The sequence below is a fragment of the Paenibacillus sp. J31R109 genome (assembly GCF_059692055.1).
Genome location: NZ_JCAUAR010000005.1, coordinates 291413 through 313170 on the forward strand (window position 1 = coordinate 291413; position 21758 = coordinate 313170).

Below are 21758 nucleotides of genomic sequence, written 5' to 3' on the forward strand. Positions count from 1 at the left end.
TCTCCTTACTTCTGGGCGCTTAATTCCTTCAGCGCTTGTTCCACGAATTTACTTTCCAACACTTGGGAAGTGTCTAATTTTTTATTAATAGCTCCTTGGGCAAAAAGGAAATCAGCTTGTTCCTGATGAGCTTTGGCGAATTCCGGCGTGATAGGGGATAGCAATGGGAATGAGTTTTTAAGCACAGTTTCAATAATTGGTTTATCTAGTTTTTGCGTTTTGACAAAGCTATCCGCTACTTCATCTTGATGATCTAAGTAATATTTACGAGCTTGCTCATAGGTTTTGAGGAACAGCACAGTGAGATCCGGGTGATCTTGCGTGAATTTCGTTCTGGCAATCAGGAAGCCTGGGGCATTAATATTCAGATCTTCACCAGAGACTAACACTTTGGCGCCTGCTTGGAACACAGCGATGGTTGCATAGGGATCCCAAATGGACCAAGCGTCGATAGCGCCGCTGTCCAGCGCGGGTCTGGCATCATCTGGCTGCAGTTGAATAACCTTGATATCATCGTCTTTTAGCCCCGCTTTGGCAATCGCCATATAGAGGAAGTTATAAGCGCTGCTCCCTTTGGCAACAGCTATTTTTTTGCCTTTCAGATCTTTGAGTTCTTTGATCGGGCTGCCTTTTGGAATGACAATCATATTACCTTTCTTGCCATCACTCGTAACGCCGATAGCTTTGAAGTCGATACCGCCAACTTGGCCGGAGACGACCGGGGTTCCACCGACGCTGCCGAAATCGAGTCTGCCTGAAGCTAACGCTTCAAAGTGGGGAGGACCGCTGGCGAATTCGTTCCATGTTACTTCTGCGCCAACGGCAGCGAAAGCTTTTTCGAAGAAGTTATTCTCACGGGCGTAGACTAGAATACCTGTTTTGCCTTGTACACCGATGTTGATCTTCACTTTTTCCTTAGGTTTGGCTGTCTCCGAGGCAGCTGTAGCTGTTCCTGGGGTTGATGAAGTAGCAGGGGTTGCGGCATTGGCTCCTGTTGTCGTTGTACTGCTTCCTTGACCGCAAGCTGTTAATGTAAGTGCAAAAATCAGAAATAGGAAAACGGATAAGTGCTTGAATGACCCTCTTTTAATCGACATAGTTTAAAAACTCCTTTATATATAATGGTTGTTAGATCTTATCGAATCTCATAATGAAATGGCTGACTTCGTATATCGATTCTTCGGTTGGGCAAGGCCGAGATGCTCTCGCAGGGTTCGCCCCGTATAGGCTGTGCGATACAATCCGCGTCGCTGAAGCTCAGGGACAACAAGGTCAACGAACTGCTCTAATCCTTCAGGCAAATAGGGCGGCATAATGTTAAAGCCATCGCAGGCTTCCTTGAGAAACCACTCTTCGAGCATATCGGCGATTTGGACCGGCGTTCCTGCAATCGTACGGTGTCCGCGTGCGCCAGTTACCCTGGCAATAAGTTGACGAATGGTTAACTGCTCCCGTCTTGCCATATCCAGAATAAGCTGATAGCGGCTCTTGCCTCCGTTAATCTCAGTTGAGTCTGGCAGATCTGGCAACGGACCGTCTAAGGGATATGCGGAAAGATCATGCCGCAGCACACCGGAGACCATGGAGAGCCCCACGCTAGGGTGGACGAGTTCCTGTAGCGCAGCTTCCTTTTCGCGCGCTTCTTCTTCGGTCCTTCCGATGATCGGTAGGACGCCTGGCATTATTTTTAACTCATCAGGTGATCGACCGTATGCAGGCAATTGTCCTTTCAAGCTGGCGTAGAAGCCTTGCGCTTCCGCAAGGGTTTGCCATGCCGTGAACACGACTTCGGCGGTTTGCGCTGCAAAAGCTTGACCTGTTGTGGATGAGCCAGCTTGAACAATAACAGGTCTGCCTTGCGGTGTGCGGGATACGTTCAACGGTCCGCGGATGGAGAAGTGTGTGCCTTGATGGGCTGTGGTATGCACCTTATCTGGATCAGCAAAAATGCCGGAAGCTTTGTCAATAACAAGCGCGTCCTCTTCCCAACTGTCCCAAAGCGCTGTGACCACATCGACGAATTCTTTCGCTCGCTCGTAGCGAAGGGAGTGGTCCAAGTGATGATCACGGCCGAAGTTCTGCGCCGTAATTTCCATACTTGTCGTCACCACATTCCATGCCGCTCGGCCGCCACTAAGATGGTCGAGCGAAGCGAACTTACGTGCTACATGGTATGGTTCGCTGTAGGTCGTCGATACGGTACCCGCAAGGCCAATATGCTTGGTGACGGATGCCAGCGCAGAGAGTAGCGTAAGCGGCTCTGCCCGAACGGGCACGGTATGCCGAACAGCGGTATCCAAACGTTCGGGCAATGTAGGGATATCCTCGACGAAAATCATATCGAATTTGCCTCGTTCGGCGATTTGTGCAAACTTGCGATAGAAATCCAACGTGAGGAGACCTTTCGTATCCGTATGCGGATGACGCCAAGCGGCGACGTGATGGCCGACACCGAAAATAAATGCCCCAAGATGAAGCTGTTTTTTTGTATTCCCCATAATGGATGCCTCCTTTGTTTAAATTGCTGATGTCCTGTAGGCAAATCGGTTCACAGGACGAACAAGACCAAGATGCTCGCGCAGGGTTGATCCTACATATTCAGTACGGAATAATCCTCTTCGTTGAAGCTCAGGAATGACGTGCTCAACAAATTCCTCGAGGCCGCCGGGTAGCGTTGGCGGCATAATGTTAAAGCCATCGCAAGCGCCTTGCGTGAACCACTCTTCGAGTTGGTCAGCGATTTGACTTGGCGTGCCGGCAATCGTACGGTGCCCGCGAGCACCGGTTACGCGATAGATGAGCTGGCGAATCGTCAGGCCTTCTCGTCTTGCCATCTTGGAAACGAGCTGGAATCGGCTTTTGCCGCCATTAATGGTTGCAAGCTCAGGGAGATCCGGCAGGGGACCATCCAGCGGATAACCGGTCAAATCGACATTCAGTGAAGCGGAAAGCATGGAAAGTCCAACGGCTGGCAGCACTTGTTCCTGGAGGAATGCCTCTTTAGCTCGAGCTTCTTCCTCGGTTGCCCCGATGACAGCAAAGATGCCGGGCATGATCTTAATATCCTCCGGTGAGCGACCATTTGCCACGGCAAGTGACTTCACTTCACGGTAAAAACGCTGCGCTTCTTCTAACGTCTGCCAAGCGGTGAAGACGACCTCTGCCGTCTCGGCAGCAAGCCGTCGACCTGTTTCTGAAGCGCCAGCTTGAATGATGACGGGTCTGCCCTGCGGGGAACGCGGGAGGTTCAGCGGACCGCGGACTGAGAAGGCCTGGCCTCGGTGGTGAAGCTCGTGTACCTTGCCGGGATCAGCGAATTGCCCGCTTTGTTTATCCGCGATGATCGCGTCATCTTCCCAGCTATCCCAGAGTGCATTGGCGATATCGACGAATTCGCGCGCTCGTTCGTATCGTTCCTCATGTCCAGGATGTGCAGCAAGGCTGAAATTTTGCGCTTCTTCATCGCGACCTGATGTTACGACATTCCAAGCGGAGCGACCGCCACTGAGATGATCGAGTGTTGAGAATTCACGCGCTAAATTGTAAGGCTCGTTATACGTTGTTGAGACTGTAGCCGCTAGTCCAATGTGCTTCGTCACACCGGATAAATAAGCAAGGAGGGTTAAGGGTTCAGGTCTAACCGAGACGGTGTGCTTAATGCCCGTTTGACCGCGATCTACAACAGCCAATGTATCCGCGAGAAAAATCATATCGAATTTTCCACGCTCAGCCAGCTGTGCGAAGTTTTCGTAGAAGGTATGATCCAGAATGCCGTGCGCTTCTGTTTCTGGATGTCGCCAGGCGGCTACATGGTGGCCAACCTGAAATAAAAATGCGCCAAGATGCATATGTCGCTGATTGTGATGACTCATGATTGTGCCTCCTTTAATAAAATAAAAAAGACTCCATAAGCTGTTCAACGTCGTAGACGCTGTCAGTTAGGGAGCCTTTGGATGACCAATGGGCGATATGTGATGTTGGAGTTATGTTATCAGGTTTAATCCGATTATACAAGTGGGTTTTATGAGAAATAATGATTGACCCGATGGTAAGGCGGTGTTAAGATCGGTCTATATCCAAAATTTTGACAGTTTTAGTTTGGCAGTATCTCATATTAATAAGTCCACCGGACAACTGGAGGCTTCCAATTCGATTCTTGTATAGAATCGGGTCGGGAGTCTTTGTGTTTCTAAGATTCCTGAAGGAGTGATTTGTTATGCCCATTATTCAATCGCAGAAGCAAGTAAGGAGGAGTGCCCAATGAGTGTAACTACATTAGAGATTGATCTGCCACACAAATGGTTTCACACACCGCAGGGTACTCGTATTGAGGCTCTAAACAACATTCATCTAACGATCAAACAAGGTGAATTTATTACCATTATCGGACCTAGTGGATGCGGTAAAAGCACACTTTTGAAGATAATCGCAGGACTAGATACGGATCACGAGGGAAATGTGTTACTCGATGGGCAGCAGGTCGTGAAGCCTGGCATTGATAAAGGATTTATTTTTCAGGAGCATCGCTTATTCCCGTGGTTAACTGTTGAGAAAAATATAGCCGCCGATCTTTCCTTGAAAGATCCTGTGGTGCGCAAAAGAGTCGACGAATTGATTGAATTGGTCAAATTGCAGGGTTTCGAGAAAGCTTACCCACGAGAATTGTCTGGGGGCATGTCCCAACGTGTGGCGATTGCAAGAGCACTGCTGCGTGATCCTAAAGTATTGCTGCTAGATGAACCATTCGGCGCGTTGGATGCTTTTACAAGATCACATTTGCAGGAGGTAGCTCTGAATATTTGGGAAGCGAAACGCACGACAATGGTGCTGGTTACCCATGATATTGATGAGGCCGTTTTTCTGGCGAACCGTGTTGTGGTGATGAATGCAAGGCCAGGTACGATCCGCAATATTATTCCGGTTGATCTTCCCCATCCGAGAAAGAAAGCATCGGTTTCGTTTCTGGAATTGCGTAAGGTTGTCATGAATGAATTCGAACGCGTCGATGAACTAGAACTAATTGATAGCTCGGGCATTTAATTAAAAATGAGAGAAGAGGTGAATTCGTATGAGTCAAGCAGAAGTGGTAACAGGGGTTAGCAAGGGACTTGTTCAAGCTAAGTCACCCAAAGAAACGCAAGCTCCTCAGCAAAGTCAAAGCACACTGAAAGCAGCTAAAAAGGATCCTAAATGGCTGCTCATCGTAAGAGGAACAATTTTGCCGCTAACTGTACTAATTATTTGGCAAATCGTCGGATCGCTAGGTATTATTTCCAAAACGTTGTTGCCGACGCCCGCTGAAATTGCGGTTGCTTTTTATGACCTGTTAATTACGGGGGAGTTGTTTAAGCATTTGAAAATTAGTATTTGGCGCGCAGCCGTTGGATTCTTGGTAGGGGGAAGTTTGGGGCTGTTATTTGGTCTATTGGTTGGTCTATTCCGCAAATTTGAGCAATCGGTTGATCCTTCGGTCCAAATGCTGCGGACAATTCCGCATCTAGCGATTACTCCGTTATTCATTTTATGGTTCGGTTTTGGGGAGTTTTCAAAAATATTGCTCATTGCCAAAGGCGCTTTTTTTCCGCTCTATGTACAGACCTTCCTAGGTATTCGGAACGTGGATTCCAAGTTGTTCGACGTAGCGCGTGTGCTGGAATTCAATCGGTTCAAGCAAATTACGAAGCTGGTGCTTCCGGCAGCGTTGCCCAATATTTTATTAGGCTTGCGTTTATCCATCGGGGTAGCTTGGCTGGGCTTAGTTGTGGCTGAAATCATGGGCTCAAGCGAAGGCGTTGGCTATTTGATCATGGATGCCCGCCAATTTTCACAGACAGCGGTTGTATTTGTCGGTATTTTGATATTTGCTTTTGTTGGAAAAGGTTCGGATTCACTTGTGCGGATATTAGAGAAAAAGCTGCTGAAATGGCGAGATAGCTTTAATGGATAAAGGTCCGAAATTGAACGGAGCACAGAGGGTAGATAAACATAAGGATAAGGAGATGTTGGTATGAGTATCGGGCAAAGACGTTTAGGCAGAACCGGGTTAAAAGTATCGGAAGTAAGTCTCGGAACGATGGCTTTCGGTCGTTGGATTGATGAGAAGGCGTCGGCAGAAGTACTCGATACGGCGTTAGATTCGGGTATTACTTTGATCGATACAGCCGATGTGTATGGCTCTGGTATGGATAAAGGCAACCCACTCGAAACGGGAGAATCGGAAACAATTCTTGGGAATCTCCTTGGAGCGCGTAGGCATGAAATCGTACTTGCCACCAAGGTGCACGGCAGAGTAGGACTTGGACCTAATGATGCTGGCCAAAGCAGATACCATATTGAAAGGGCAATTGATAACAGCTTGCGAAGGCTGCAAACGGACTATATTGATCTCTATCAGGTGCACCGTTTCGACGAAGAGACACCGCTGGAAGAAACTCTGAGAGCGCTAGATGACCTGGTGCGAAAAGGAAAAGTACGCTATATCGGCGCCTCCAATTATGCTGCTTGGCAGATCGCCAAAGCGCACGGGATTTCAGCTCGGCTCGGACTGGAACGATACGAAAGTGTCCAGCCGGAGTATAGCCTCATTGCGCGTGGTATTGAGCAGGAGATTCTTCCATTGGCGGCTTCAGAAGGCGTCGGCGTTATTGTGTATAGTCCGCTTGGGCGCGGCCTGTTGACAGGCAAGTACAGCTATGGCGGACAGCCGCCGGTTGGAACGCGTGGGGCAGCTGGCGAGCAGCGGCTGAAGATACTGCTAGAGCAGGAGCGCAATTTCCGCATCGTGGAACAATTGAAGCCGTTAGCTGAGCGAAGAGGCTGGACATTAGGTCAGTTAGCGCTGAACTGGGTGCTTAGTCAACCAGCGATTACATCAGCTATCCTAGGTGTCTCGAAGCCGCAGCATATCACGGAAGCACTCCCAGTTCTAGGCGAGAAGCTGGATCGCGAGGAACTTAAACAGATTGATGCAATCACAAGCGGGACGCAATTGGAGTTGATCGCACGATGAGTGCAACAGAGCGTAAGCTGCATTTGAATGTGTTTTTGCGGGCAGCTGGCCATCATGAAGCGGCGTGGCGACATCCAGAGGTGCATCCCGAAGGGGATCTCGATATTCATTATTTGGCTAAAATGGCGCTGATCGCCGAGAGCGGGTTGATGGACTCGGTCTTTTTGGCAGATGGCTATGCAGGGCGAACAGCCAAACTCGAGCCGTTTACCCAATTAGCGGCCTTGGCTGCGGTTACCCGCCATATCGGATTAATTGCCACGGTGGGGACCGTCTACAATGAACCGTTTCATGTTGCGAGACAATTTGCTTCGTTAGACCATATTAGTGGAGGACGGGCAGGATGGAATATCGTAACAGGTGCTGGCGATGCTTCCCAGAATTTTGGCCGATCCGCGCATCCTGAACTTTCCGATCGCTATATTAGCGCAGAGGAATTTGTTGAAGTCGTCAAACAGCTATGGGATAGCTGGGAGGATGACGCGCTCGTGTACGATAAACAGGCGGGTATTTTTATCGCAGAAGAGAAAGTGCGAGAGATTAACTTCAAGGGGAATGTGTATGCCGTCAAAGGACCGCTCAACATTCCTCGTCCACCGCAAGGCTATCCTGTTCTTGTTCAGGCAGGCTCATCAGAGCAAGGCAGGGAGCTGGCTGCGCGTACAGCGGAGGTCATCTTTACTGCGCAACAGACATTTGGCGCTGGTCAGGAGTTCTACGCCGATGTCAAAGGAAGACTGAAGAAGTACGGTCGGTCTGTGGATGAGCTGCATATTCTGCCAGGGCTCAGCCCAATCGTGGCGGACACGGAAGCTGAAGCTCGAGACATTGAGGCTGAGCTGAATGGGTTAATGGATCTGCCCAAAGCACTGCAGGCGATGTCAGAGCGCTTCGATGTTGATTTGGCGGCGTATCCTTTGGATGGCCCCGTGCCGCTCGACAAAGCCAAAACGGCGGAAGCGTTTAACGGCATTCGCAGCCGTCAGGAAGTCATTCTCGATGCGGCGCGCCGTGAGGGGATGACGATCCGGCAGTTGATCTACCGCCATGCCGGCGGCCATGGACATATTACTTTCACGGGCTCAACGCTGCAGGTTGCCGATTTCATCGAGAAATGGTTCCGCGGAGGCGCGTCCGATGGGTTTAATATATTGCCGCAGACGTTTCCCGGCGGGTTAGAGGCTTTTGTGAACAAGGTCATTCCAGAGCTTCAGAACCGGGGGTTATTTCGCACGGCTTACGAAGGAAGAACCCTGCGTGAGAATCTGGGACTGGTGCGCCCAAGTAATGTGCGTAGTGTGGTTACAGGCGCGTAACTCGAAAAATTCGAGTTACGCGCAGCGAGAAGAGCAAAAGCAGTTGCGTAACTCGAAAAATTCGAGTAACGCGCAGCGAAAAGAGCAAAAGCAGTCGCGTAACTCGAAAAATTCGAGTTATGCGTAGCGATAAGAGCAAAAGCAGTCGTGTAACTCGAAAAATTCGAGTTACGCGCAGCGAAAAGAGCAAAAGCAGCCGCGTAACTCGAAAAATTCGAGTAACGCGATTGAATATCAGAGGATGTCCCAAAAGCCACGAAAATGGCAGGGGGCATCCTCTATATGCATGTCAAAGATTGAGCATTTTACGCTACTTCATTTGTGTTATTTCAAAAAATGCGCATTTTACGCCTTACCTATTTTGTGTTATGTTATGTGATAATTATACACAAATTATTCAATGAGGTGTTCGATCGTGTTACCTATCCAAAGAAGGCAAGTGATCAGCGAATATTTGGCTAACCATGGAGGCGCTACGATCAAGGAGTTAAGTACCCAATATGGGGTTTCTGAGATGACCATTCGACGGGACTTTGAGCTATTAGAGCAACAAGGGTTGGTCGCGCGGTCTCATGGTGGAGCCATTTACGTAGATAAGCTTATTGTAGAGCCAGCGCTGCCGGAGAAGCAATCGCGGAATCCTGAGGTGAAAGAAAGGCTCGCAGCCTATGCCGCAGAGCGGTTTGTATCTGATGGGGATGTCCTTATTGTGGAGGGAGGGACGACGGTGTCCAGAATGGCCGCGTATCTCAAGCACGCTCATTTGACACTGATGACCAACGGAATGGATGCCCTCCAGCAGCTAAGGGAAGTAGCAGGAACGCACACGGTCTTATGTTGCGGCGGTGTATTGCGAGAACCTTCAGGCACATTTGTGGGTCCTGTTGCAGAAGCTTTTTTCTCACAGTATCATGCACGCACAGCGTTTCTGTCATCTCTTAGTTTTACAGTCGAAGCAGGGTTTACAGATCCGAACATGATGGATACGCAAGTCAAAAAAACAATGATCCAATCGGCGTCAAGAACGATCATGCTGCTGGATTCCTCCAAAATCGGCAGTCGATCGTTCGCTACGGTAGCGCAATTATATGAGGTATCGGTGCTGATTACAGATAGCGGAGTGAATGAACAAGTACGTGAAGCGTGTGAGTTAGCAGGCGTAGAATTACATGTGGTTTAACAGGTTAACATCGATCTCTTTGTAGCAAATTAGCTACAAGGAGATTTTTTTGTGGTCGAATGTGTTAATTTGTGTTATCTTATGTTATATAATGATAAATTCAATGGAGGTAATCACACATGACGATTACATACAACAAGAAACCAACCATTCTCATTCAAGGGCACGAGCAAGAAGCACGACGAGGTTACACGGATATTGCTGAGGTTCTAAGTACTCGATTGCACAAAAAGCAAAAAGAAGTCCTTGTTATCGAATGTTATCCAGGTGTTAGAAAACAAGAGATTCTAGATGGGCTTCAGCCTTATCTACAGCCCTCTGTCATCATTGATGTGGAAGCTGCTGCTATAGACACAGTAGAGATGGAGAGCATGTTGGAACGTTATCTAACGGATGACCGGGTATTCGGATACATGTCTCCGTTTCATATCGAGGATTTGTATGACGCATCCAAATTGTCACAATTGAAAGAACAAGTGGATGCGGTGTCAGAAGGGATTGTCGTTCTGATTGGTTTTGGAGCTTCGCTTGTTTCCAAAGGCGATGTGCTTGTGTATGCAGATATTACACGTTGGGAAATTCAACTTCGGTACCGTTCGAAGGAATTTGGTAATTGGCTTGCTCATAACGAAAATGAAGATATGCTGCGTAAATACAAGCGGGGATATTTCTACGAATGGCGTATGGCAGATCGCTTGAAGCGGTCGCTATTTGAACATATTGATTTCTATCTCGACACGAACGTACAAGACGATCCGAAGCTAGTTTCATGGGAATCCTTGCTGGATGGTATGGAGCAAATTGCTCGCAGACCTTTCAGACTTGTCCCTTATTTTGATCCAGGTGTTTGGGGCGGCACATGGTTGGTGGAGAAGATGTCTTTGGAGCCCAAAGAGCATCCATACGCATGGGGCTTCGATGGCGTGCCAGAAGAAAACAGCTTGTGTCTGGACTTCGGTTCGATTCAATTGGATGTGCCGGCGATTAACCTCGTATTCTTACAACCGAAGTCACTGCTTGGAGAGCGAGTATATGCCAGATTCGGCGCGGAATTTCCAATTCGATTCGATTTCCTCGATACGGTTGGCGGTCAGCATTTGAGCTTACAGGTACACCCAACAACTGATTATATTCGCAATCAATTTGGAATGAACTATACACAAGATGAGAGCTATTACATTTTGGATGCTAAGCCTGGTGCTGAAGTCTATTTGGGCCTCAAAGATGATGTGGTGCCCGAGCAAATGATCAATGACTTACGGAAAGCTGAACAAGGCGTGCCTTTCCCTGCTGAACAATATGTCAATATTTTTCCAGCTGCGAAGCATGATCATTTCTTGATTCCTGCCGGTACGGTGCATTGCTCTGGGAGTGATTGCATGGTGCTCGAAATTAGTGCGACACCTTACATCTTCACGTTTAAACTGTGGGATTGGGATCGTGTAGGTCTAGATGGCAAGCCGCGCCCTGTTCATATTGATCATGGGTCCAAAGTGATTCAATGGGACCGTAAGACAGCTTGGACCGAGCAAGAATTAGTGGGTAGAGTGGAACCAGTTGCGGAGGGAGAAGGCTGGAGCGAAGAGCGTACAGGACTTCATGAGTTCGAATTTATTGAAACACGCCGCCACTGGTTCTCAGAGCCTGTGCTTCATGAAGGCAATGGCAGTGTTCAAATGCTTAATCTCGTTGAGGGCGAAGAGGCTGTCGTGGAAAGTCCAGAAGGTCTGTTTGATCCTTTCGTTATTCATTATGCGGAGACGTTTATTATTCCGGCTTCGGTTAAGCAATACGTCATTAAACCTGCTGGCCCAAGTATCGGTAAGAAGATCGCGACGATCAAGGCTTTTGTCAAAGGATGACATACAGGTTCAGATGGAGGGAAATAGTATGAAGGAAGGGATTTATTTAGCTTTCGATGTTGGTGGCACTTCCATTAAAGCAGGAGCCATAGATAGCGCGGGAATGATTATTCCACACACGATTTCGGAGTATCCGTCCCATGCGAACGAGTCTGCTGACAACATCTTTGATCATTTTGTACAAATGGCTGTAGATTTGCTGGAAATAGCAGATCCTGAAGGCCAAGAACGGATTGCTGGGATCGGTTATGCCTTTCCCGGCCCGTTCGATTATGAGCAGGGCATCAGCTATATACAAGGCTTGAATAAATTCGATGCGTTATACGGGATGCAGGTTGGCGAACAGCTACAGACAAAGATGATGTTGGACAAGCGGTTAAAGGATCGAATTATCCCTCATTTCTTGCTTCGTTTTGAAAATGATGCTTCGTTGTTTGCAGTTGGTGAGGCGCATTTCGGACAAGCCGCAACCTATAGGAAGGCTGTTTGTTTTACGCTTGGAACTGGCATTGGATCGGGGTTTGTGGAGTCAGGTAAGTTGATTACACAGCGAGAAGATGTTCCAGCGGGCGGCTGGGTGTATGCGATCCCCTACCGTTCCAGTATCGCTGATGATTATATTTCGCGGCGTGGGTTACTAGCGCTGGCATCAGAACTAGGAATTAACTTGGCTGGCCGGGATGTCAAGGAGTTAGCCGCCTCCGCACGTGCTGGAGAGGGTTCAACTCAGCAACTGTTTGACGTGTTTGGAGAGAGAATGGCTGAGGCATTAGCAAGCGTATTGAACACATTTAAACCTGACATTATTGTGCTTGGTGGTCAAATTTCCAAAAGTGGTGAACTATTTATCCCAAGTTTTTGTCGTGAATTCATTCATAAAGAGATACACGCCTCTGTGGTCGTTAGTCATGATACCTTAAGGAGTACGCTCATGGGCATTTATCATATGTTGCAAGAGCATTAGGAGCTGATTTCAATGATCTCGAGTGAAAAGTCGCAGTATATCGTGAAAGAGCTTTCCAAAATTATAGACCGAAATATTAACTTCATGAATGATGAAGGGATTATTATCGCAAGTACGGATCAGTCTCGTATCGGATTGGTTCATGAGGGAGCTCTAGTCGTTTTAAAAACGAAAAAAAAACTATTGGTTAAAGATAATCAATTTGCAGGATCCAAAGCAGGCATTAATTTGCCTGTTTATTTTGAAAATCGTGTTATTGGTGTCATTGGCATTACGGCTACGGAACCGGAAGTATTGAAGATGGCTGAGATTATCCGCAAGATGACAGAGATTTTGATCAAGGAACAACTCATCGATGAGCAGAACGAGATCATGAATCAGACGAAAGAGGTTTTTATTCGAGATTGGTTGGAAGGGAGATGGAACGAAGATAAAGTCCTCTCCTCTAGGGGATGGATGATTGGACTTAACGTTAATTTGCCGCGTGTCGTCATCACTGTCCATATTCATTACAACATCGATATTCAAAAAGGGGGGACGTCTTACGATCTGCAAAAAGAGCAAAATCGCTATAAGGGTTATTTGCAAGAAGCCGTAAAATTTAATGACCAAGATGTCATCATCCCAGTTGGGTTCATGAAATTTGCTCTTCTCCTAACATGTCAAGGTCCCAGTGAAGAAACTAAAAAAGATGTCGTCTCTCATAAAATTCAATATATTTTGAGACAGTTTCCTAAATCGGAGAATTACACGATTAAAGTAGGTGTCGGGGGATATTATGATTTCATCCGAGGGATACCGATTTCTTTTCTGGAATCAGAGAAGGCCGAATCTTATGCGAGATCAACGGATGAATGGAGCCTCTTATTTTATGACGATCTCAGGCTGGAAATGCTGTTAGATAGTGTGCCCGTGGAAAGCAGTCATGATTTTGTGCGGAAAACGTTGAATGCAGGGGCTTTTTCAGATCCCAAAGAAATCATTGAAACGCTGCGTATATTTTTTGCGTGCAATCAATCGATTAATAAAACGGCCGATAGGCTATTTATTCATAAGAACACGCTTCAATATCGATTGATCAAGATCAAGGAAATAACCGGGTACGATCCCCGTGTTTTCGAAGAAGCTGTGCTGCTTTACTTAGCCATCTATTTTCATCCAACCAATAATGCAGTTTCTTCAGCAATAGGACTTGGTACAGGTAACAATAATTGAAGCGAATATAGTGCGAATCATTGGTACGTGTAATATGTTATGCGCTTTCAGAACCTGTTACGATTTAGGTATACCAGAGAGTAAAGGTGGTTCTACAACGAATGGCAACTGACCAATCCCATGCACTACTAGAGAAACTTAACATTATATATGGCAATGAGAAGGCTCCTGCTATTCTTGAGCAAGTCAAACAAGTGCTAGACAGATACACGGTAGGGAAGCTGAAGGATAAGCGTTGGGTATCGGAAAAGGATGTCATGCTCATCACTTACGGTGATTCCATCCGAAGCGAAGACGAGGCACCGCTGCAGTCACTGCGTAAATTTTTACTTCGGAATTGCGAAGGGATTCTGTCATCTGTTCATATCCTTCCGTTCTATCCTTATTCTTCGGACGATGGTTTTTCCGTCATCGATTATCGTGAAGTGAACCCAGATCTGGGCAATTGGGATGATGTTACGGCGTTAGCCCAAGACTTCGATCTTATGTTCGACGGCGTTATCAACCATATTTCACAGCACAGTGAATGGTTTCAGCAATACTTGCAGGGCAATCCAGACTACGCGAATTACTTCGTTGAAGCGGATCCAGATGCGGATTACAGCAGTGTTACACGTCCGCGGGCTTTGCCGTTGCTAACGAAGTTCCAAACAACTGCGGGAGACAAGCACATTTGGACAACGTTCAGCGATGATCAAATCGATTTGAATTTTGCCAATGAGAAGGTCTTACTTGAAATCATAGAAATACTGCTCATGTATGCAGCACGCGGGGCTCGTTACCTTCGTTTGGATGCGATCGGGTTTATGTGGAAGAAGCTTGGCACGACGTCGATGCATCTACCAGAAACGCATGCTATCGTGCAGGTTATACGTGAGGTGTTGGAAACAGCAGTACCTGACATTGTGATCATTACGGAGACGAACGTGCCGCATCATGACAATATCAGTTACTTCGGTAATGGCTCGAATGAAGCGCACATGGTGTATCAATTCCCATTGCCGCCACTCACGTTGTATACGTTGCATACGGGTAACAGTTCTAAGCTTCAGGCGTGGGCTGAATCGCTCGGATCGACGACACCAGAGACGTCATTCTTCAACTTCCTAGCTTCGCATGATGGCATTGGCGTACGTCCAGTAGAAGGCATCCTGACGAAGGAAGAAGTTAACACCATGGCATTAAAGGTGCAGGAACATGGTGGGAATGTTTCTTACAAAAACAATGGTGACGGAACAAAGAGTCCTTATGAGTTAAATATTAACTACTTAAACGCTTTATCGCATCCCGATGACGCTATTGCGCTTAAGGTCAAACGCGTTGTCGCGGCTCATTCCATTCTCTTGTCTTTCATGGGCATGCCTGCGATCTACGTTCATAGTTTGCTCGGATCTCAAAACGATCAAGAAGGATTGAAAGCGACCGGCCGTTTCCGTTCGATTAACCGAGAGCAGCTGAAGCATAATCAGTTGCAGTTGGAACTGGATACAGAAGGTTCACTACGTCAGCAAGTTTTCCAAGCATTGAAGAAGCTCATCGAGATTCGGGTTATGCAGCCTAGTTTCCACCCGAATGCTGCGCAACGTGTCCTACCGAGTGACAGCCAGCTATTCGCATTACTTCGAACATCGGAGCAAAACCAAGATCTTCTCGCCATCGTGAATATTACCAATGAAACGGTGCAGCAAGATTTCGCAGCTTTACAGACAGGTTGGAAGCACGGACAAGTGGCATTTGACTTGATTAGTGAGCAAAATATTGCGATTGAAGATTCGCTGCAACTCACTTTAGCGCCTTACCAAGTGATGTGGATTGGGCGCCTTGAAGGGGGTGATGACAAGTGAAGATCATCATTTCGCCAGACTCCTTTAAAGGATCAATGTCCACAATCGATGCCGCCACTCAGATCGAAGCTGGCATACTCTCCGTGTTCCCTACCGCTGAAACCATCATAATTCCGATGGCAGATGGAGGGGAAGGTACGGCAGAAACGTATCGGATGATTGCTGGAGGAGAGATGATCTGGCACGAAGTGATGGATCCCTGTCATCGGACGATTCAAGCGAGTTACTGCTGGATGGAGAAGGAGCAAACGGCCGTCATCGAGACGGCTGCCGCTTCGGGGTTAACGCTTTTGAAGGAAAGTGAACGTATGCCAGCAGGCCTCTCGACCTATGGCACAGGTCAACTCATTCGTCACGCGTTGGAACGTGGAGCCAGGAAGATCATTATCGGACTGGGGGGAAGTGCAACCATTGATGCGGGAATCGGTTGCCTGCAAGCGCTAGGGCTTCGATGCTTTGATGAGAACGATAACGAGATCATCGGCGAGAACTTTCGCTTAGATGCTATTGTTCGCATGGATGCCAGTCAATTGGATGCACGTCTCCATGAAGTAGAACTTGTTGTTGCGTCCGATGTCAAAAATCCGTTATTGGGACCAGAAGGAGCTGTTCATGTCTTTGGTCCACAGAAAGGGTTGCAGCCGAATGAGCTAGCCGGTTTCGAACAACGGATGAGCCGGATTGCGGATCTCGTGACGCAGACGTCAGGATGTGACATGCGAGATCAGCCTGGTGCAGGGGCTGCTGGCGGGTTTGGTTTTGCCTTACTTTCCTTCTTCTCTGAATTAACGATGATGAGCGGCTTTGACTTGATTGCTCAATTAAGCCGATACAAAGAGCAATTGAAAGACGCTGACTTAGTCATCACTGGTGAAGGTAAGTTTGATGCTCAATCGCTCTATGGTAAAGCACCGATTGGCATTTCTCGTTTAGCCAAACCATTTAAAGTTCCAGTTATCGTCTTCGCAGGCATAGCGGAGGGGAACGAGCAAACAATAAGACGAGAAGGTATTCAAATGGTAATTCCGATCGTTGATCGGATTATGACGCTCGAAGACTCCATGAAACAGGGAGAGAAGCTGTTGAAGAAAGCCGTCATTCGGTTTTTTGAAACGATTCGGCTAGCGGGACACTTTAAGGCGAAGGGGGTGGAAAGTTGAGAATTGCACTAGCCCACTTTAGGGTCGGTGAAACAGATGGTGTTTCTTTGGAGATCGAGAAGTGGAAGCAAGTATTGAAGCAAATGGGGCATGAAGTGCTGTTGTTGGCAGGAAGTGAAGGCCAAGTTCGTGCACATGTGATCACTGAACTTCATTATAAGCATCCGATGAACGAGAAGTTTGTGTACAACGCTTATGACAAACTGATTGATTATGATTCGGAAAAAGAATTTGTGGACGACGTGGTGGCTTTCGCTGACAGTATGGAGCAAAAGATTCTTGATTTCATTGCGTCGGAATCTATTGATTTGCTCATTACACACAACTTGTTCTCACTAGGCTGGAGCTTACCTGCTGGAATCGCCTTCACTAATGCTTTAAAGGTAACGGGGATTCCTTGCATAGCGCTTCACCACAATTTCTTCTGGCAAAGAGATCGATATTTAAATCCGACATGTCCTATGGTGACGAAATGGCTTAAGACCCTATTTCCACCAGACCTGCCGAATATCATTCACGTGGTCACGAATCGTTTATATCAAGCTGAACTCATCAAGCATCGTAAATTGCGCTCCAGCATCATTCCCAACGTATTTGATTTTAATGCGAAGGTTTGGGAAAAAGACGATTGCAATGCCTCGTTGCGTCGAGACATTGGTGTTACCGAAGACGATATTGTCATTTTGCAAGCTACCCGGATAACGGAACGTAAGACGATTGAACTTGGCATTGATACGGTGGCAGAGCTGCAAGTTCAATTAACATCGTTAAAGCAACGGGGGGCCACTCTCTATAATGGGAAAACGCTTTCGGATCGTAACCGACTCGTTTATGTCCTAGCAGGCATGCCGGAATCCAGTTACGAGTACACGGAAAAGCTAAGAATTAAAGCGGAAAACCTTGGTATTGATATTCGGTTTATCAACCCAATCATTGATCAATCGCGTTCTTATTTTAATGGACAGAAACGGTATTCACTCTGGGATGCCTATGTTATCGCTGATTTTGTCACCTTTCCAAGCGTGATTGAAGGCTGGGGTAACCAATTGCTCGAAGCTGTGTTCGCACAGAAACCACTCCTGATCTATGAATATCCGGTCTATGAGAAAGACATTAAGGAATTCGGGTTTGACATCGTTTCCTTAGGTAACACGCATAAGATCGAAGCGAATGGGTTGGCGAGTGTGAATAGCAAGCATGTGAAGGCGGCGGCCGCTAAGATGGCACAGCTGCTAACGGATGAAGAAGCGTATACAGGGATGGTCAAGCATAATTTCAAGATTGGTAAAATGAATTTTTCATATGAATCGCTTCACTTACTATTGGAACCATTACTTGAGGAGGTCAAACGATGAACAAAAAATTAGGTTTAGTATCGATGACATGTCTAGTAGGTATCATGACTGCTTGCAGCAACGGGAATACAAACAGCACATCTTCCGCGGCACCAGTTGCAAGTACAGAGGCAAATAGCAATGGCAAAGTAACCAACATTAGCATGCAGATTGCATGGGCAAGCGATTCAGGTAGAGGTAAAGCAATTCGTGAAATGCTCGACCAGTTTGAGAAAGAAAATAAAGATGTGAAAGTTGAATTGCTTGGCGGCGTACAAACGGGGCAGAAACTTCTAACACAAATTTTAAGCGGAAAATCACCTGAGGTTCTTCAAGTTGCCTACGGCGATGCGAAACCACTGGCAGTCCAAGGGGCATTCGTTGATTTGATGAAGGATTTCGGTGCTGAGAAAAGCAATTACATGCCGCAAATTTGGGAACTTGCTGTGAATGAAAACCAATTGACAGGTATGCCGTGGTTGGGTCACACAATCCAAGTTATTTATAACAAAAACCTATTCGAGAAGGCTGGCATTAAAGAAGTACCGAAAACATGGGACGAATTCTATGCAGCGGCTAAGAAATTAACTGTTGATACGAATGGAGATGGTAAGCCGGATCAATTCGGTATCGGATTATCAGGTAAGCAAGGCGCCGACTTGGGCTGGATGTACGGTCTGTTCGCTGGCCAAGCGGGAGCTAAGCTTGTTACTACGAAGGACGGGAAAAGCGAAGTTGCGATTAACTCGCCTGAAGGTATTAAAGCCTTAGAATTTTATACGAAGCTGTTGACTGAAACATCACCGCCAGATTCCTTGAATAAAGATGGCGCAGCCATTCAAACAGATTTCAGAAACCAAGTCGTTGCGATGGAATTGTCGGGTCCTTGGGGCGTTGCCGAAGCTTGGAAAACGAACGGTAAGTTCGAAGCGGGTGTAGCTGAAGTACCATCAGGTCCTGCTGGTAAAGCGACTGAAGTGACATCTTACCTGCTTTCCGTCCCAACTGGGGTTGAAGGGGATAAGCTTGCTGCATCCAAGAAGCTCATCAAATACTTAAGCTCTAAACCAGCTCAAGAAATGGTCATGAAGGGTGAAAAAGCCGAAGATGGGAAATACTATCCATTCCGTATTCCAATTCGTAAAGATATGGCAGACACGCAATTCTATAAAGACCACCCAGAATTTAATACGTTTATGAAGGGTGTCGAGTATCCAGTAGCCCTATTCCCAATTCCACAGTGGGCACAAATCAGTGATGAAGTGTACACAAGTGCATTAAATCAAGCTGTATCCGGCAAGATTTCGGCAGCAGATGCTTTGAAATTAGTTCAAGACAAAGGGAATACCATTATTAAGAATTCGAAGTAAACAAGTGGGGAGCACCTCGATCGTCCGGGGGCTCCCATTTCTGAAGGGGGACTCGCAGTGAAGGTTTTAAGAAGCAAGCTCGGTGATCTCAACGCATATCTTTTTTTATTACCTTCTATCGTCATTCTAGGTCTCTTTTTAGTCTATCCGATCATTTGGTCGGTCATCGTCAGCTTTAAGAATGTTAAACCGATTGCACTCAAAAATGCAGGTCTATTCGAAATTCCGGGGACATTTGTTGGTTTTGATAATTATTCGGCGGCCATTCATAATCCGTTATTTTTCAAAGCCATTGTAAATACAGCCTATTTCGGTATCCTTTTCATACCGATTTCTATGTTTGGTGCTGTTTTTCTAGCTATTCTTGTGAATCAGAAACTCAAAGGTGTTAACTTTGTCAGATCGATTTTCTTTATCCCTTATATCATTTCCATTGTAAGCGGCAGTTTAATTTTCATGTTTTTGTTTAATGGGGACAAAGGTTTAGTCAATGCATTGCTATTGAAGTTCGGTTTAACAGGGCCTAATTGGCTTGCTAATGCTACGTGGGCGATGCCCGTCATCGTGTTGATGTCATGCTGGAGAAATATCGGTTACTATATGCTGATTTATTTATCTGGACTACAAAATATCCCTAAAGATCTTTATGAAGTAGCCGATGTAGAAGGCGCAAATAAATTTCAAAAATTCCGATTGATTACCTGGCCATTGCTAGGGAGAATCTCGTTAGTCGTTATGATATTGCTGTTAATTCATTCGTTGAACGTGTTCCAGGAAATATTCATTATGACAGGTGGCGGCCCGGGAGATTCAACCATTACGGTTCCATTCCTTATTTACAACAGGGCGTTTAAATACTATGAGTTCGGTCCTGCTGCCGCGATGTCTTACTTGCTGTTTATTTTTGTAGTAGGTGTAGCGATTATTCAAAGAAAGCTTGTAGATCGAAGATTAGGCTAGGGGGTTCGTAAAATGAAAAATAAAAACGTACTGCCCACAGTCACTCTTTGGGCAATTGGGATCGTATTTCTGATACCTATTTACTGGGTATTGGTTTCCAGCTTGAAAAGCGATGAGGACATTGTAAAATTTCCGCCAACGTTTTTCCCAGATACATTAGTATGGAGTAATTATCCCGATATTTGGAGTAAACTCAATTTCGGCGTGACCTTTTCGAACTCACTCATCGTAGCCGTTCCTACTGTACTACTTACGGTGTTGTTCTCGAGTATGGCTGGATACGCGTTTTCGAAGAAACGCTTTATGGGCAGGAATGTCCTATTCTCTAGTTTGATCGCGACCATGATCATTCCGCCAACCGTCTTGATGCTGCCTATTTACTTCATTATTACGAAACTAGGCATGTTTGACTCCTTACTAGGTTTAATTTTGCCATTCTCCGTCACGGTTTTTGCTATATTTTTCACTAAGCAATATATCGATGACATTCCAGATGAAATGCTGGAAGCAGCGAAAATGGACGGTGCAGGAGATTTCCGCACATTCATCCAGATCATTATTCCATTGATTCGACCTGCAATTACGGCACTAGTTATTATTGATTTTGTGCAAAATTGGAACTCATTTACAATGCCGCTTGTCATTCTGCAAAGCGAGTCTCATTTCACTTTACCGTTAAAGCTGGCGATGATGCTAAGCAATTCTGACAACGTTCCTTGGTCCAAAATATTAGCGGCCAATGTTCTGTCATTAATCCCAGCGCTTGCCGTGTTCCTCGTACTTCAAAAGCAATTTGTGAATGGCTTGATGGCAGGGGCTGTAAAAGGGTAAGAAGGAGATACCGATATGAAACGCAATTACAAAATCGCTTGTCTAGGCGATTCCATGACGGCATTTTGGGGGACGGAAATGCCCGAGCTTAAGGCCTCCTTAGAACGAAAATTTCCGGATCAGCCCTTTGAACTCTTTAATTACGGTGTAAGCGGAACTCGGGCGGAATATGGGATTTATCGTGTCTCCCATGACTTCCCCAGTCCGTCTGGCACCGGCATACAGAAGTGTCTGTCTTCGGTTAGTCCCGATCTCGTTGTCGTGGAATCATTCGCCTACAATCATCGGCTGGATGGAAAGCATCGCATTGAAAACTATCATTCCGTATTGCGTCAATTGTTAGAGGAAATCAAAGCAACAACACCAGCTCAAGTGGTGTTTCTCATTACGATACCGCCTGATAAAGAAAATTTCTTGGATCATATTCCGACGTATCGGAACGTTGCCAAAGATTTAAGGCAGGAATGGGCGGGATACAGCGAGATGTACCTGCAAGCTGCCGTCCAATTTGCGCAAAATGAAAATATACCGTATATCAATGTGTTTGAGCGTGTGAATGAAAAGGTGAATGCAGGTGTACCGATTCGGTGGTTCATCGATCAAAATGATCATATTCATCCTAGTCGATACGCTTATGAGCTCATTGCCGAAGAAATTACAGAAGCAATCATTCGTTACGATATTATTCAATCATCAGGTTCATTGGAGTAGGA

18 protein-coding genes are annotated in these 21758 nt (G+C 46.4%); 15 read left to right on the forward strand and 3 right to left on the reverse strand.

The window, feature by feature from the left end; all coding sequences use genetic code 11:
- Window positions 1–5: 5 nt before the first annotated feature.
- Genes AC58QT_RS16455 through AC58QT_RS16465 form a run of 3 tightly spaced genes read right to left on the reverse strand, consistent with a single transcriptional unit; the run spans window position 6 to window position 3872 of the window.
- The gene (locus tag AC58QT_RS16455) at window positions 6–1097 is read right to left on the reverse strand and encodes an aliphatic sulfonate ABC transporter substrate-binding protein (RefSeq protein ID WP_497409943.1); all 1092 of its coding nucleotides are present in this window, start codon (window positions 1095–1097) and stop codon (window positions 6–8) included.
- A gap of 48 nt (window positions 1098–1145) precedes the next feature.
- Window positions 1146–2498, reverse strand: coding sequence for an LLM class flavin-dependent oxidoreductase (locus tag AC58QT_RS16460; protein WP_497409944.1), 1353 nt, complete (start codon window positions 2496–2498; stop codon window positions 1146–1148).
- An 18-nt stretch (window positions 2499–2516) separates the two neighbouring features.
- Window positions 2517–3872 (reverse strand): LLM class flavin-dependent oxidoreductase, encoded by a 1356-nt coding sequence (locus AC58QT_RS16465; protein ID WP_497409945.1) that lies wholly within the window; start codon window positions 3870–3872, stop codon window positions 2517–2519.
- 388 nt (window positions 3873–4260) lie between these two features.
- Between AC58QT_RS16465 and AC58QT_RS16470 the strand changes: the two genes are divergently transcribed.
- From AC58QT_RS16470 to AC58QT_RS16540, 15 genes are all read left to right on the forward strand, one after another.
- Window positions 4261–5040, forward strand: a complete 780-nt coding sequence (locus tag AC58QT_RS16470; RefSeq protein WP_497409946.1) for an ABC transporter ATP-binding protein — start codon at window positions 4261–4263, stop codon at window positions 5038–5040.
- Window positions 5041–5068: 28 nt separating this feature from the next.
- Window positions 5069–5947 carry an ABC transporter permease gene (locus AC58QT_RS16475; RefSeq protein ID WP_497284004.1) on the forward strand — a complete coding sequence of 293 codons (879 nt, stop codon included), beginning with the start codon at window positions 5069–5071 and terminating at the stop codon, window positions 5945–5947.
- A gap of 60 nt (window positions 5948–6007) precedes the next feature.
- On the forward strand, window positions 6008–7009 hold the full coding sequence (locus AC58QT_RS16480; protein WP_497409947.1) for an aldo/keto reductase: 1002 nt from the start codon (window positions 6008–6010) through the stop codon (window positions 7007–7009).
- Window positions 7006–8325, forward strand: coding sequence for an LLM class flavin-dependent oxidoreductase (locus tag AC58QT_RS16485; protein WP_497409948.1), 1320 nt, complete (start codon window positions 7006–7008; stop codon window positions 8323–8325). The genes AC58QT_RS16480 and AC58QT_RS16485 overlap by 4 nt, the downstream gene beginning before the upstream one ends.
- 415 nt (window positions 8326–8740) lie before the next feature.
- A complete protein-coding gene (locus tag AC58QT_RS16490) occupies window positions 8741–9505 on the forward strand; it encodes a DeoR/GlpR family DNA-binding transcription regulator (RefSeq protein ID WP_497409949.1) in 765 nt (254 codons plus the stop codon).
- A gap of 119 nt (window positions 9506–9624) precedes the next feature.
- The gene (locus AC58QT_RS16495; RefSeq protein WP_497409950.1) at window positions 9625–11367 is read left to right on the forward strand and encodes a class I mannose-6-phosphate isomerase; all 1743 of its coding nucleotides are present in this window, start codon (window positions 9625–9627) and stop codon (window positions 11365–11367) included.
- A gap of 28 nt (window positions 11368–11395) precedes the next feature.
- Window positions 11396–12331, forward strand: a complete 936-nt coding sequence (locus AC58QT_RS16500) for an ROK family protein (RefSeq protein ID WP_497409951.1) — start codon at window positions 11396–11398, stop codon at window positions 12329–12331.
- A 12-nt stretch (window positions 12332–12343) separates the two neighbouring features.
- A complete protein-coding gene (locus AC58QT_RS16505) occupies window positions 12344–13546 on the forward strand; it encodes a CdaR family transcriptional regulator (RefSeq protein ID WP_497409952.1) in 1203 nt (400 codons plus the stop codon).
- Window positions 13547–13647: 101 nt separating this feature from the next.
- Entirely contained in the window at window positions 13648–15390 is a 1743-nt protein-coding gene (locus AC58QT_RS16510; protein WP_497409953.1) for an alpha-amylase family glycosyl hydrolase, read from the forward strand.
- The gene (locus AC58QT_RS16515) at window positions 15387–16550 is read left to right on the forward strand and encodes a glycerate kinase (protein WP_497409954.1); all 1164 of its coding nucleotides are present in this window, start codon (window positions 15387–15389) and stop codon (window positions 16548–16550) included. The genes AC58QT_RS16510 and AC58QT_RS16515 overlap by 4 nt, the downstream gene beginning before the upstream one ends.
- Window positions 16547–17905 (forward strand): glycosyltransferase family 4 protein, encoded by a 1359-nt coding sequence (locus tag AC58QT_RS16520; RefSeq protein WP_497409955.1) that lies wholly within the window; start codon window positions 16547–16549, stop codon window positions 17903–17905. Before AC58QT_RS16515 ends, AC58QT_RS16520 begins: the two co-directional genes overlap by 4 nt.
- Window positions 17902–19254: an extracellular solute-binding protein gene (locus AC58QT_RS16525; RefSeq protein WP_497409956.1), complete on the forward strand. Its 1353-nt coding sequence runs from the start codon at window positions 17902–17904 to the stop codon at window positions 19252–19254. Before AC58QT_RS16520 ends, AC58QT_RS16525 begins: the two co-directional genes overlap by 4 nt.
- 57 nt (window positions 19255–19311) lie before the next feature.
- Entirely contained in the window at window positions 19312–20214 is a 903-nt protein-coding gene (locus AC58QT_RS16530) for a carbohydrate ABC transporter permease (protein WP_497284023.1), read from the forward strand.
- A gap of 12 nt (window positions 20215–20226) precedes the next feature.
- Entirely contained in the window at window positions 20227–21045 is an 819-nt protein-coding gene (locus AC58QT_RS16535) for a carbohydrate ABC transporter permease (protein ID WP_497284025.1), read from the forward strand.
- A 15-nt stretch (window positions 21046–21060) separates the two neighbouring features.
- Window positions 21061–21756 carry an SGNH/GDSL hydrolase family protein gene (locus AC58QT_RS16540; RefSeq protein WP_497409957.1) on the forward strand — a complete coding sequence of 232 codons (696 nt, stop codon included), beginning with the start codon at window positions 21061–21063 and terminating at the stop codon, window positions 21754–21756.
- Window positions 21757–21758 lie beyond the last annotated feature (2 nt).